General features: G+C 70.3%; 12 protein-coding genes. 8 read left to right on the top strand and 4 right to left on the bottom strand.

Annotated elements, in window-relative coordinates; translation table 11 throughout:
• Window positions 1–331: 331 nt before the first annotated feature.
• A complete protein-coding gene (locus F1D61_RS14170; protein ID WP_203158561.1) occupies window positions 332–1,123 on the bottom strand; it encodes a class II glutamine amidotransferase in 792 nt (263 codons plus the stop codon).
• Between the two features lie 486 nt (window positions 1,124–1,609).
• Between F1D61_RS14170 and F1D61_RS14165 the strand changes: the two genes are divergently transcribed.
• Entirely contained in the window at window positions 1,610–1,987 is a 378-nt protein-coding gene (locus F1D61_RS14165; RefSeq protein WP_203158560.1) for a response regulator, read from the top strand.
• Window positions 1,988–2,076: 89 nt separating this feature from the next.
• Here the strand turns inward: F1D61_RS14165 and rpsU are convergent, their stop codons facing one another.
• Both rpsU and F1D61_RS14155 read right to left on the bottom strand, forming a co-directional pair.
• Complete coding sequence (gene rpsU, locus F1D61_RS14160; protein ID WP_203158559.1) at window positions 2,077–2,379, bottom strand: 30S ribosomal protein S21; 303 nt, start codon at window positions 2,377–2,379, stop codon at window positions 2,077–2,079.
• Between the two features lie 334 nt (window positions 2,380–2,713).
• Window positions 2,714–3,940, bottom strand: coding sequence for a polyhydroxyalkanoate depolymerase (locus F1D61_RS14155; RefSeq protein ID WP_203158558.1), 1,227 nt, complete (start codon window positions 3,938–3,940; stop codon window positions 2,714–2,716).
• Between the two features lie 299 nt (window positions 3,941–4,239).
• On the opposite strand from F1D61_RS14155, the gene F1D61_RS14150 reads away from it, so the two are divergent.
• The gene (locus F1D61_RS14150; RefSeq protein ID WP_203158557.1) at window positions 4,240–4,893 is read left to right on the top strand and encodes a glutathione S-transferase; all 654 of its coding nucleotides are present in this window, start codon (window positions 4,240–4,242) and stop codon (window positions 4,891–4,893) included.
• A 227-nt stretch (window positions 4,894–5,120) separates the two neighbouring features.
• Here F1D61_RS14150 and chrA read toward each other — a convergent pair whose 3' ends face one another.
• Entirely contained in the window at window positions 5,121–6,506 is a 1,386-nt protein-coding gene (gene chrA, locus F1D61_RS14145) for a chromate efflux transporter (RefSeq protein ID WP_203158556.1), read from the bottom strand.
• 137 nt (window positions 6,507–6,643) lie between these two features.
• Here chrA and ruvB point away from each other — a divergent pair, with 137 nt between their 5' ends.
• The 6 genes from ruvB to tolA all read left to right on the top strand — a co-directional run bounded on the left by ruvB (window position 6,644) and on the right by tolA (window position 12,304).
• Window positions 6,644–7,696, top strand: coding sequence for a Holliday junction branch migration DNA helicase RuvB (ruvB, locus tag F1D61_RS14140; RefSeq protein WP_203158555.1), 1,053 nt, complete (start codon window positions 6,644–6,646; stop codon window positions 7,694–7,696).
• Window positions 7,689–8,633, top strand: coding sequence for a metallophosphoesterase (locus F1D61_RS14135; RefSeq protein ID WP_203158554.1), 945 nt, complete (start codon window positions 7,689–7,691; stop codon window positions 8,631–8,633). The genes ruvB and F1D61_RS14135 overlap by 8 nt, the downstream gene beginning before the upstream one ends.
• 265 nt (window positions 8,634–8,898) lie before the next feature.
• Window positions 8,899–9,315, top strand: coding sequence for a tol-pal system-associated acyl-CoA thioesterase (ybgC, locus tag F1D61_RS14130; protein ID WP_203158553.1), 417 nt, complete (start codon window positions 8,899–8,901; stop codon window positions 9,313–9,315).
• A 186-nt stretch (window positions 9,316–9,501) separates the two neighbouring features.
• Window positions 9,502–10,218, top strand: a complete 717-nt coding sequence (tolQ, locus tag F1D61_RS14125; protein WP_203158552.1) for a protein TolQ — start codon at window positions 9,502–9,504, stop codon at window positions 10,216–10,218.
• Window positions 10,219–10,248: 30 nt separating this feature from the next.
• Window positions 10,249–10,692, top strand: coding sequence for an ExbD/TolR family protein (locus F1D61_RS14120; protein ID WP_064503996.1), 444 nt, complete (start codon window positions 10,249–10,251; stop codon window positions 10,690–10,692).
• Window positions 10,693–10,711: 19 nt separating this feature from the next.
• Complete coding sequence (gene tolA / locus F1D61_RS14115) at window positions 10,712–12,304, top strand: cell envelope integrity protein TolA (protein ID WP_203158551.1); 1,593 nt, start codon at window positions 10,712–10,714, stop codon at window positions 12,302–12,304.
• The last annotated feature ends 22 nt before the right edge of the window (window positions 12,305–12,326 follow it).

Genomic DNA, 12,326 nt, shown 5'->3' with positions numbered 1-12,326 from the left:
AATCGTTCATAGCGACCTGTTTGGCCCGTAGCCGATTCCCTCTGCCGGATATGCGCGCATCGTTACGTCGTCGCCCATCGGCGATGAGCATGGTCGTTTATCTGCGCGTTTACGCCGGGAAGCGCAAGGCAAAACACCTGGATGCGCCAAGGGATCTTGTCATAACAAGAATATTTGATTTTCCATCAATTTTTGCAGTAAATCACGAATAGAAAACCTGCCTGGTTGTTCTATACATGCACTAAACCCTCCCCGTCATTCCGGGCTCCGCTGTCGCGGCCCCGGAATGACGGGGAGGGTGTCGAAACTGTCAGTCGGATCGAGCCGGCTCTCACGCCGCCGCCCGGAATCCCACCTGATCCGGCCCGACCACCCGCACCGGCTCGCCGGCCCGTGCCAGGAGCGTGCCGCCCTTCGGCACCTCGGACCAGCCGGCGCGCAGGCCGTCGATCGGCTCGGAGACGACGGCGAGGCCGGTGCCGGTCTCGCGCCAGTACAGGCTCGGCGGGCGGCCGTCGCAGGCCCAGCGGAACGCGGTGAGACTCTCGCCGTCGGTGAGCACGGCGGTGAAGCGCAGGGGCTCGTCGATCCCCGCCTCGCGCATCAGGCCGCCGGCGGCCGACAGGCTCGCCGCCATGGCGCCGACGGGATCCCGGTCGAGGCCGTGCGCCAGCGCGAGGAGGAACAGGGCCTCCGAATCGGTCGAGCCCTGGCGCGCCTCGTAGAGCGCGTCCGGGATCATCGCCTCGAGCCGACGGCGGATGCGCGCATAGCCGCCGATCTGGCCGTTATGCATGAACAGGTGGCGGCCATGGGCGAAGGGATGGCAGTTCGCCCGGGTGGTCGCGGTGCCGGTCGAGGCGCGGACATGGGCGAAGAAGGTGCGGGCGCGGATCTGCCGGGAGAGGCTGCGCAGGTTCTCGTCGGACCAGGCCGGCCGCACGTCGCGGTAGAGGCCGGGCTCGGGCCGTTCGCCGTACCAGCCGATGCCGAAACCGTCGCCGTTGGTCTCGGTCTGGGCCTCCGTCGCGTGCAGCGACTGGTGCACGAGGGAATGGGTCGGCGCGCAGACCAGTTCGTCGAGATAGACCGGGTCGCCGTGGTAGGCGAGGAAGCGGCACATCGGCTCTTCACCTCCCGCGGCGGCGGCCGGTCCCGCTCCGGGCCGTGCCTCGTCCGCCGCCTTCATCGAACCGTAACATTCCGCCCCGGACGGTGAACAGGTCGTTAATGCACCGCAGCATGCACGAAGGTTCCCCATATGCCCAAGGCCCATGCCCAAGATGCGGGCAATGCCGTTGGGTCAGGTCCGGTCATGCGCGGCGCGCATCACAAGCCCGAACGAGGGTAGACCTTTTGCCGGGATCAATGTCAGCATTGAGTCGTTGATGCTGGCGCAGGCGCGTTTGCGTCGTCGGTTTGCGTCCCTTGTGCCGGCCACGCATCGCGCCGGGGTTTCCGTCCTGTCGGTTCCGCTCGTCCCTGGCGCCTCGCGCCTCGGGGCGGCGCGGCGATGCGCCGGGCGGCCCGACACCAATCCCGAGCACTCACGAAGACCCGGGACTCAAGAAATCATTCAAATAAATCGTCAAGGACTACAGGAGGCTTCATGGGCAGAGCAGCACCCACCCCGTCGATCGCCGTCGTGGTGGAGGACGACGAATCCGTTCGGGATTTCGCCGCGGCGATCCTGGAGGAGACCGATCTCGACGTGATCGCCTGCGACAGCGCCGCCGACGCCCTGGCGGTGATGCGCGAGCACGGCTCCGAGGTCGCGCTGCTGTTCACGGAGATGCAGCTCTCCGGCGACATGGACGGGGCCACCCTCGCCCGCACGGTGGAGCGGGACTGGCCGGACGTGCGCCTGGTGGTGACCTCGCGGCCGGGGGCGGCGCAATCCGTGCCGGACCATGCGGTCTACATGCAGAAGCCGTGGCGGCCCCTCGACGTCCTGGTCGAGGCCGAGCGGGCCACTCACGCGGCGTGACGCACACGACAAGAGCCCGCACGCCTCGCGGCGTCGGGCTCGTTGTCCGATCGAGGCCCCACCCGAAGGCGGGGCGCCGATTGCTGGCTTCAGGCCGAGGCGGCCGGAGCGGCGGCCGGGGCCGGAGCCGACGGGGCCATGCCCGGACGACGGGGACCGCCGACGCGGGGCTTGGGCTTCGGAGCGGCGATCAGGCCCTCACGGATGGCGGTCTTGCGGGCCTGCTTGCGGGCGCGGCGGACGGCTTCCGCCTTCTCGCGGGCCTTGCGCACCGACGGCTTCTCGTAGGCCTTGCGCTGCTTCATCTCGCGGAAGATGCCCTCGCGCTGCATCTTCTTCTTGAGGACGCGGAGAGCCTGATCGACGTTGTTGTCCCGAACGAGTACCTGCAAGGGTGTATGTCCTTTTTGTCTAAATCCAGAATCGTGGCCGACCTTGCGCGGAACGCGCCCGGATGGCTGCCTGCCCGGCCAACCGAAATGCGCCCACGGCCCGGACCTGTCACGGACCGGGAGGGGCTGAGGTCGCATCGCGGTCGCACCGGAGCCCGGCGCAAGCTGTCGGCGCACGGTATGCGCCTGATCGGGGCCTTACACCACTCCGCCAGGACTTCCAACCGGGGAGTGGCCGCCTGACCGAAATTTGAGCGGCTACGGACCCGAAACGGGCCTCGTGCGGGACGCCGCAGCAGATAGGCGGCGGCGTCCGGAGATCAAGATCGTGGGATCACGCGTTGGCCTGGATGAAGTTGCGCACCAGCGGGTAGGTCTGGCCCTCCCACTTGCGGCCGGAGAACACCCCGTAATGGCCGACGCCGGCCTGGAGGTGGTGGCTCTTGCGGAAGGGTTTCAGGCCGGTGCAGAGGTCGTGCGCGGCAACGGTCTGGCCGACGGCGCAGATGTCGTCGCGCTCGCCCTCCACCGTCATCAGGGCGGTCTTGCGGATCGCCCGCATGTCGATCGGCGCACCGCGGAAGGTCAGCTTGTTCTGGGCCAGGGTGGCGTCCTGGAACACGGTCTTGACCGTTTCGAGGTAGAATTCCGCCGCGAGGTCGAGCACGGCGAAATACTCGTCGTAGAAGGTCTCGATCTGCTCGGCCTTGGCCTTCGCTTCCGGGGCACCCTCGCCCTCGGCGAGGTGCCAGAACAGGTCGAGATGGCCGTGCATGTGGCGCGCGGCGTTCATCGACATGAAGGCCCCGACCTGCATGAAGCCCGGATAGACCCGGCGCCCGGCGCCGGCATGGCGGCGCGGCACGGTGGCGATCAGGTTGCGCTCGAACCAGTCGATCGGCTTCGAGGTGGCGAGCTCGTTGACCTTGGTCGGGTTGATCCGCGTGTCGACCGGGCCGGCCATCAGGGTCATGCTCGCCGGCTGCGCCGCGTTGCGGCTCTCGGCCATCACCGCGGCCGCCGCGAGCGCCTGCACGCAGGGCTGGCACACCGCCACGATGTGGGCGCCGTCGCCGATCGCCTCCAGGAACTGCACCAGATGGGCGACGTAGTCGTCGAAGCCGAACCGGCCGGCGCCGAGCGGCACGTCGCGGGCATTGTGCCAGTCGGTGATGTAGACGTCGTGGTCGTTAAGCAGGGTGCGCACCGTGCCGCGCAGGAGCGTGCCGAAATGCCCCGACAGGGGCGCCACCACCAGCACCCGGGGCTGCTCGCTGACCATGTCCTTCCGGAAGCGCAAGAGCGTGCCGAAGGGGGTGGAGAGCACCGGTTCCTCGGTGACCGGCACCTCGCGGTTGCCGATCCGCAGGGTCTCGATCCCGTAGGAGGGCCGCGCGTGGGTGAGGCCGGCCCGCATCATCATCCGGGCGGCGGCGGAGACCCAGGTCGCCGCGCCGTAGCCGCCGCTCGTCCAGGGCGCCGCGCCCTGGTGCAGCATCCGCCCCCAGGCGCGGGTGGCGGTGACGAAATCCGACTGGACCTCGAAGGCATCGTACAGCATCGGCCCGGGCTCTCCCTCACGGACACGCGCGGGATGCGGCCCGGCGACAAGCGTAGGGCACGGCTTCCTCCTCCCGCGACCGGACTTTCGGCGGAGCGCGAGAGGCATCCCCGCATCCGGGATGCGACCCTCGTGCCAAGTCAGTGTCGGGTGCAGTCTAGGTCCGGCTAACTTGTGCGGAGATTGCGCGCCTGCGGGCACGTCGATCGGCCGATGTTCTTCGGCACGAGTCTTGGATCGGCGGGACGGGAATCCAGGGGCAGACGGGCCGCGCGACACCGGCCCGGGGAGGAGACGCGATGGCCGAGGCGACGCTGACGATCTCAAGCCGCAACTATTCGTCCTGGTCGCTGCGGGGCTGGCTGCTCTGCCGCATGGCGGGGCTCGACCTCGACGTGGAGGTGTTGTCCGGCGATCCGGCGAGCCGGGCCGAGCTCCTGCACCTCACGCCCTCGTTCCTGGTGCCGCGGCTGACCCACGGCGCGGTGCGGGTCTGGGACGTGCTCGCCATCGCCCAGTACCTCACCGAGGTGCGGCCGGAGGCCCGCCTCCTGCCCGACGACCTCGCCGCCCGCTCCTGGTCGCGCTCGATCTCGGGCGAGATGCATGGCGGCTTCATCAACCTGCGCTCGGCCCTGCCGATGAACCTGCGCGCCCGCTACAGCGACTTCAAGCTCTGGGGCGGCGCCCAGGCCGACATCGCCCGGGTGATCGAGATCTGGCAGGAGGCGCTGAAGGCCCATGGCGGGCCCTATCTGTTCGGCGACCGCCCGGTGGTGGCGGACGCGATGTACGCCCCCGTCTGCACCCGCTTCGTTACCTACGGCGTCGCCCTGCCGCCCGATTGCGCCGCCTACCGCGACACGATCATGGACTGGGACCTGATGCGCGACTGGACCGCTGCGGCGGCCGACGAGCCGGAGGAGATCGAGGAGCTGGACATGGAGTTCTGAGGCCGTTTTTCCCGAGCGGCGGAGGGATACGAGAGCCCCATCGATCCAATCCGAAACCTCATCCTGAGGTGTTAGTCGATCGGAGATCGACTGACCTCGAAGGAGGACTCCAGAAATCACCGCGACTTCTGGAGCCCTCCTTCGAGGCTCACTCCGTTCGCACCTCAGGATGAGGTTGCGGGTGGGATGAAAGAAAAGAGCATTCACTCGAGTTTGGGATTCGAGGTTCAGATCAGCCCCGCCAGCCGCAACCCCATCCCCGCCGCCGCGCAGGCCGCGAGCACCGGGATCATCCCGGCCTTGAACCGGAACACCGCCACGATCGCGGCGAGCGCGAGAGCGAGCGCGTAGGGGTCGACGCTCGCGAGCACCGGCACGTCGAGCTTGAGCGGCCCGAACGTCACCGGACGCAGGGTCCGGAACAGCGTGTGGAGTGCGAACCAGACCGCCAGATTGAGGATCACGCCGACCACCGCCGCGGTGATCGCCGAGAGCGCGCCGGCCAGCGCCGCGTGCCCCCGCAGGCGCTCGACGTAAGGGGCGCCGACGAAGATCCACAGGAAGCAGGGCGCGAAGGTGACCCAGGTGGTCAGCAAGCCCCCGAGCGTGCCTGCGGCGAGGGGCGAGAGCGCCCCGGGCGCCCGATAGGCGGCGAGGAAACCGACGAACTGCGTCACCATGATGAGCGGGCCGGGGGTGGTCTCGGCCATGCCGAGGCCGTCGAGCATCTCGCCGGGGCGCATCCAGCCATACTGCTCCACCGCGGCCTGCGCCACGTAGGCGAGCGCCGCATAGGCGCCGCCGAAGGTCACCAGCGCCATCTTGGAGAAGAACACCGCGATGCGGGAGAAGACGTCGTCCGGCCCCGGCAGCAGGAGCAGCGCGGCGACCGGGACGAGCCAGATCGCCGCCCAGATCGCGAAGGTAGTGGCCGTCGCGCGCCAGGTGGTGCGCTCGCGCGGCAGCGCGTCGTCGCCGAACAGGTAGGGACCGTCGCCCGCTCCCGCCGCGTGGCCGCCGCCGGGGCGGAAGGCCGGATGCCCGGCCCGGCCGCCGAGGAAGCCGACGAGGCCCGCCGCCACGACGACGAGCGGGAACGGCACATTGAGGAAGAAGATGCCCACGAAGGCGGCGGCGGCGAGCCCGGTCATCACCGGGCCGCGCAGGGCCCGCCGGCCGATGCGCTGCACCGCCTCGAGCACGATGGCGAGCACCGCGGCCTTGAGGCCGAAGAACAGGCCGGCGACCGGCCCGGCCTCGCCGTACAGCACGTAGACCCAGCTCAGGGCCATGATGGCGAGAAGCCCCGGCAGCACGAACAGCCCGCCGGCCAGGAGACCGCCCCGGGCCCCGTGCATCAGCCAGCCGACATAGGTGGCGAGCTGCTGCGCCTCCGGCCCGGGCAACAGGGTGCAGAAGTTGAGGGCGTGCAGGAAGCGGTTCTCGGAGATCCAGCGCTTCTCCTCGACCAGCACCCGGTGCATCACCGCGATCTGCCCGGCCGGCCCGCCGAAGGACAGGGCGGCGACCCGCAGCCAGACCGGCAGGGCCTGCCCCAGGGTGACGGGCCGGGGCGGCGCCCGGTCCGGCGTCGCGGGCTCAGGGGTCGTCACGCAGGAAGCTCTCCAGGTCAGGGGCGCCGCAGCGTAGCGCGATCGGTCGCGTTGTGCGACACGAGGCAGCGATTACATCCGGCATGCGGGCGCCGCCGGCCTCGCGCCGCCGATGATGCACACCGTCAGGTCCCGCGTTGAGCAAGCCCAGCAAAGCCCTCCTCACCCCCGAGCGCCGCGAGGACGACGTCGAAGCCTCGATCCGGCCGCTCAGCCTGGCCGACTTCACCGGCCAGAGGGCGGCCCGCGCCAATCTCCAGGTGTTCATCGACGCGGCGAAGAAGACCGGCCAGGCCCTCGACCACGTGCTGTTCGTCGGTCCCCCGGGCCTCGGCAAGACCACGCTCGCCCAGATCGTCGCCCGCGAGCTCGGGGTGAACTTCCGCTCGACCTCAGGCCCGGTCATCGCCAAGGCGGGGGATCTGGCCGCGCAGCTCACGAATCTCGAAGAGCGCGACGTCCTCTTCATCGACGAGATCCACCGCCTCAACCCGGCGGTGGAGGAAATCCTCTATCCGGCGATGGAGGATTACCAGCTCGACCTCATCATCGGCGAGGGGCCGGCGGCCCGCTCGGTGAAGATCGAACTGCCGAAATTCACCCTGGTTGCCGCCACCACCCGGGCGGGGCTCCTGACCACGCCGCTGCGCGACCGCTTCGGCATCCCGGTCCGGCTCGAATTCTACGAGATCGACGAACTCGAACTCATCGTCAGCCGCGGCGCCCGGGTGCTCGGCATCGGCATGGCGCCGGACGGCGCCAACGAGATCGCCAAGCGGGCGCGCGGCACGCCGCGCATCGCCGGGCGGCTCCTGCGGCGGGTGCGCGACTTCGCCATCGTGGAGGATGCGCCCACCATCACCCGGGCCATCGCCGACCGGGCGCTCCGGCTCCTCGACGTCGATCCCGCCGGCCTCGACACGATGGACCGCAAGTACCTCACCCTCATCGCGCACTCGTTCAACGGCGGGCCGGTCGGGGTCGAGACGATCGCTGCGGCGCTCTCGGAGCCCCGCGACGCGATCGAGGAGATCATCGAGCCCTACCTGATCCAGAAGGGCTTCGTGCAGCGCACGCCGCGCGGCCGGGTTCTGACCGCCCACGCCTTCCGCCATCTCGGCCTGCCGGAGCCGAAGCGCGACGGGACCGTGCAGTTCGGGCTGTTCACCGGCGGGGACGAGGATGCGTGAGGCGGGGAGGGGCTACCGCCTGCTCACCCGCCGCCGGGTGCTCCAGGGCGCGGGCGCCGTCGCGCTCTCAGGCGTCAGCACCGGCGCCTACGCCACCGGGATCGAGCCGTTCCGGCAGGTCGTGACCCGTTACGCGATCACGCCCAACCCCGCCGCGCCCTGGCCGGCGGGACTCACGCTGCGCATCGCCGTGCTCACCGACATCCATGCCTGCGAGCCCTGGATGAGCGCGGAGCGCATCGCCGGGATCGTGGCGGCGACCAACGCGCTCGGGGCCGATCTCGTGGTGCTGGTGGGCGACTTCATGGCCGGCCAGCGCTACGTCACCCGCACCGTGCCCGCCGCCGAATGGGCGCCGGTGCTGGGCCGGCTCACGGCGCCGCTCGGCGTCTACGCGGTGCTCGGCAACCACGACTGGTGGGAGGACAAGGAGGCCCTGCGCCGCGGGCACGGCCCGACCATCGCCGGCACGGCGCTCTCCGAGAACGGCATCCGGGTGCTGTCGAACGAGGCGGTTCCGCTCGCGACAAAGGCCGGGCCGGTCTGGCTCGCCGGGCTCGAGGACCAGCTCGCCCTGCTGCCGGTCCGGCGCCGGACCGGTCAGGGGCGGGTCGGCCTGCACGACCTGCCCAAGACTCTGGCGGCGGTGCCGGACGGCGCGCCGGTGATCCTGCTGGCCCACGAGCCCGACATCTTCGCCCGTGTCCCGGCCCGGGTGGCGCTGACCCTGTCGGGCCACACCCATGGCGGCCAGGTGCGGCTGTTCGGCTGGTCGCCGGTGGTGGCCTCGCGCAATCCCCGCTACGTCTACGGCCATGTCCGCGAGGCGAGCGACCTGGTGATCTCCGGAGGCCTGGGGTTGAGCATCGCGCCGATCCGCATCGGGGTCCCGCCGGAGATCGTGGTGGTGGAGCTGGGGGCGGGGGCCTCCGTCTGACAGACGGCTTGACGTGATCGTCTGCTCGACGCGCATGTCTCATCCTCTCTACGACCCATCCCATCCACGACCTCATCCTGAGGTGCGAACGGAGTGAGCCTCGAAGGAGGGCTCCAGAAGCCCCTGCGATCCCTGGAGCCCTCCTTCGAGGTCAGTCCATCGGTGATGGACTGACACCTCAGGATGAGGCGGAGGGTGGGATAACAGAATTCTTCGCAAAGCCTCGCAAGGTGAGCAGACGTTGAGCAAGAAGGACGATCGCCGCGTGACCGAACCCCTACCCCCGGACGCCCACGCCCTTTCCTTGCGCGTCTACTACGAGGACACGGATTTCTCCGGCTTCGTCTACCATGCGAGCTACCTGCGCTTCATGGAACGGGGCCGGACCGAACTGCTGCGCGGGCTGGCCGGCGACCAGTCCGACCTGCACCGGGAAGCCGACGGCCTCGTCTTCGTGGTGCGGCGGATGAGCCTCGACTACCTCAAGCCCGCCCGGATGGACGATGCGCTGACCGTGCTGACCGCAACGCGGGAATTGCGCGGCGCCTCGATGCATCTCGACCAGGAGGTGCGCCGCGGCGACGAGGTCCTGGTGCGCGCCGAGGTGGTGGTGGCCTGCGTGCGCGACGGCCGCGCCGTGCGCCTGCCGGAGGCCCTGCGCCGCACGCTGACGCGCCGCTGAAGGACCGCGCTCACCATTCCTTAACCCTGCCGGGGGCTTAACTCGCGGCGGGCGAACGCTCTTTCCGGAGCGGCGGCCCATACTTTCGACAGATTCGGGCGCGATCGAACCACGATACGCAAAGCCCCGATCCCGGTTGGAGTGCCCGAGGGCCGTTCATCGGCCCGGGACGCGAGGATGAGCCGCATGAATCCCGCCGATGCCGCCCAGGCGATGCCCGTGGTCGAGATCACGATGTTCGGCCTGTTCTGGCAGGCCCACTTCGTCGTGAAGGTGGTGATGCTCGGCCTGCTCGGCTCCTCGATCTGGTGCTGGTCCATCATCGTCGACAAGACGCTGCTGTTCCGCCGCGCCAAGGCCGAGATGGACGCCTTCGAGGAGGAGTTCTGGTCCGGCCGGCCGCTGGAGGAACTCTTCCGCGCCTATAACGACAAGCCGGCGACCGGGCTCGCCGCCCTGTTCGTCGCCGCGATGCGCGAGTGGCGCCGCTCCTACGAGGGCTCCGGCCGCTCGATCCGCAGCCTCGGCCAGCGCATCGACAAGGTGCTCGACGTGACGATCCAGCGCGAGGTCGAGCGGCTGGAATCGCGCCTGCTGTTCCTGGCCTCGATCGGCTCGGCCGGTCCCTATATCGGCCTGTTCGGCACGGTGTTCGGCATCATGACGGCGTTCACCTCGATCGCCGCCTCCAAGAACACCTCGCTGGCGGTCGTCGCGCCGGGCATCGCCGAGGCCCTGTTCGCCACCGCGATCGGCCTGTTCGCGGCGATCCCCGCGGTGCTCGCCTACAACAAGCTCCAGGCCTCGGTCGCCAAGGCGCAGGGGCGCCTCGAGGGCTTCGCCGACGAGTTCTCGGCGATCCTGTCGCGCCAGATCGACGAGCGCATGGCGCTGGCGGCCTGATCCCCGCGACCTCTCAGGAAGGATTGAGCGATGGGCATGGCCTCCGGAGCGGCACAGGGCGGCGGGCGCCGTCGGCGCGGCCGGCGGGGCGGCGCGATCAACGAGATCAACATGACGCCGTTCATCGACGTCGTGCTGGTGCTCCTGATCATCTTCATGGTCGCCGCGCCGATGATGACGGTCGGCGTGCCCCTCGACCTGCCGCAGACCAAGGCCGCGCCGCTCAACCAGGATTCGAAGCCGATCACCCTGTCGATCCGCCAGACCGGCCAGGTCTTCCTCGGCGAGGACGAGCTCACCGACGACACCATCGTCGCCAAGCTGTCGTCGGCCGCCAAGGACGGGTTCGAGGAGCGGGTGTTCGTGCGCGGCGACAAGCGGGTCGATTACGGCCGCGTCGCCCAGGTGATGGCGATCGTGACGGGCGGCGGCTTCAAGAAGGTCGCCCTCGTGACCGAGCCCGACCAGCGTTAGTTCAGGGCGGGGTTCTCCGGTGGCGTTTCCCTTCGACAGGTCCGAGCCCGGCGTCTGGGTCTCGGCCGGCGCGCACGTGGTGCTGATCGGGCTGGCGCTGTTCGCCGCCGCCTCGCACACGCTGCCGCAGGCCGAGGAGGGCGTACCGGTCGAGGTCATCACCGAGAACCAGTTTTCGGAACTGACCAAGGGCCAGCGCGACGGCGACGCCCCGGCCAAGAGCCCGCGCGCCGACCGCGTCGCCGACAAGCAGCAGGAGAACGATCCCGGCGAGGCCAAGGCCAACGTGCCGACGCCGCCGACGCGCCCGCCGGAGATCAAGGTCGCCAACGCCGAGGAGATGCCGACGCCGCCCCTGCGCCCGGCCCTCGAACAGCCCGAACCCGCCCCGATGCCGCCGGCCCGTCCCGACACCAGCAAGGCCGACGCCGAAAAGGCTGCGGCGGCTGCCGCCGCCGCGAAGGCCAAGGCGGAGGCCGACGCGCGCGCCGAAGCCAAGGCGGAAGCCGAGCGCGAGGCCAAGGAGGCGGCCAAGGAAGCGGCGCGCGAGGCCGCCAAGGAAGCGGCCAAGGCCGCGGCCAAGGAAGCCGCGAAGGAAGCCGCGAAGGAAGCTGCAAAGGCGGCGGCCGAGAAGGCGGCGGCGGTGGCCGCCAAGGAAGCGGCCAAGGCCGCGGCGGAAAAGGCCGCCGCCGAGAAGGCCGAGGCCGAGGCGATCCGGCGCGAGGAGCTGGCCGAGGCCAAGGCAGCGGCCGAAAAGGCCGCCGCCGAGAAGGCGGCTGCCAAGGCCAAGGCCGAAGCCAAGGCCCGCGCCGACGCCGAGGCGAAAGCCAAGGCCGAAGCCAAGGCGGAGGCAGAGGCCGAAGCCAAGGCGAAGGCTCAAGCGGAGGCCGAGGCGAAGGCCAAGGCGGTCGCCGAGGCCAAGGCCAAGGCGGAAGCCAAGGCCCGCGCCGAGGCCAAGGCCGAAGCGGAGGCCCGGAAAGCCGAGGCGGAAGCGAAGGCCGAGGCGGAAGCCGAAGCGAAGGCGCAAGCCAAGGCGGAAGCCGAGGCCAAGGCCCACGCCGCCGCGGAGGCCAAGGCGAAGGCCGAGGCCGCAGCAAAAGCCAAGGCCATGGCGGAGGCGAAGGCCAAGGCCGCCGCCGAGGCCAAGGCCAGGCGCCAGGCCGAGCTCGCCGCCAAGTTCAATTCGGGCTCGATCCGCGACATGCTGGCCGCGCACGGCCCGTCGCAATCGACCGGCGCCACCGGCCGCGAGGTCCAGCGCACGGCGGCGCTCGGCGCCGCCACCGGCACGTCGCAGCGCCTCAACCCGAGCCAGCGCGACGCCCTGGTCGGCCTGCTCCAGCAGCAGATCGAGCGCTGCTACTCGGCGCCTCCGGGCGCCGCGCAGGGCATCGTGCTGCCGCAGCTCGACATCCGCCTGAACCCCGACGGGTCGCTCACCACCGATCCGCGCATCCTGCGGGCCGGCGGCAGCGCGGTCGACCGCTCGATCGCCGAGGCCGCGGTGCGGGCGGTGCGGCGCTGCGCGCCCTTCCGCATCCCGTCCCAGTTCGCCCCGTTCTACAACGACTGGCGGGTCATCAACGCCGAGTTCGAGCTGCCGCGAGCCTAAGAAAGCCCCCCGGCCGCCTGCC

The sequence above is a fragment of the Methylobacterium aquaticum genome (assembly GCF_016804325.1).
Lineage (GTDB): Bacteria > Pseudomonadota > Alphaproteobacteria > Rhizobiales > Beijerinckiaceae > Methylobacterium > Methylobacterium aquaticum_C.
This window is presented reverse-complemented; position numbering and strand designations above follow the sequence as displayed.

Coding starts and splice junctions, on each gene's coding strand:
- F1D61_RS14170 (WP_203158561.1), bottom strand. CDS start 1,123: ATGTGCCGCTTCCTCGCCTACCACGGCGACCCGGTCTATCTCGACGAA.
- F1D61_RS14165 (WP_203158560.1), top strand. CDS start 1,610: ATGGGCAGAGCAGCACCCACCCCGTCGATCGCCGTCGTGGTGGAGGAC.
- F1D61_RS14155 (WP_203158558.1), bottom strand. CDS start 3,940: ATGCTGTACGATGCCTTCGAGGTCCAGTCGGATTTCGTCACCGCCACC.
- F1D61_RS14150 (WP_203158557.1), top strand. CDS start 4,240: ATGGCCGAGGCGACGCTGACGATCTCAAGCCGCAACTATTCGTCCTGG.
- F1D61_RS14135 (WP_203158554.1), top strand. CDS start 7,689: ATGCGTGAGGCGGGGAGGGGCTACCGCCTGCTCACCCGCCGCCGGGTG.
- tolQ (WP_203158552.1), top strand. CDS start 9,502: ATGAATCCCGCCGATGCCGCCCAGGCGATGCCCGTGGTCGAGATCACG.
- F1D61_RS14120 (WP_064503996.1), top strand. CDS start 10,249: ATGGGCATGGCCTCCGGAGCGGCACAGGGCGGCGGGCGCCGTCGGCGC.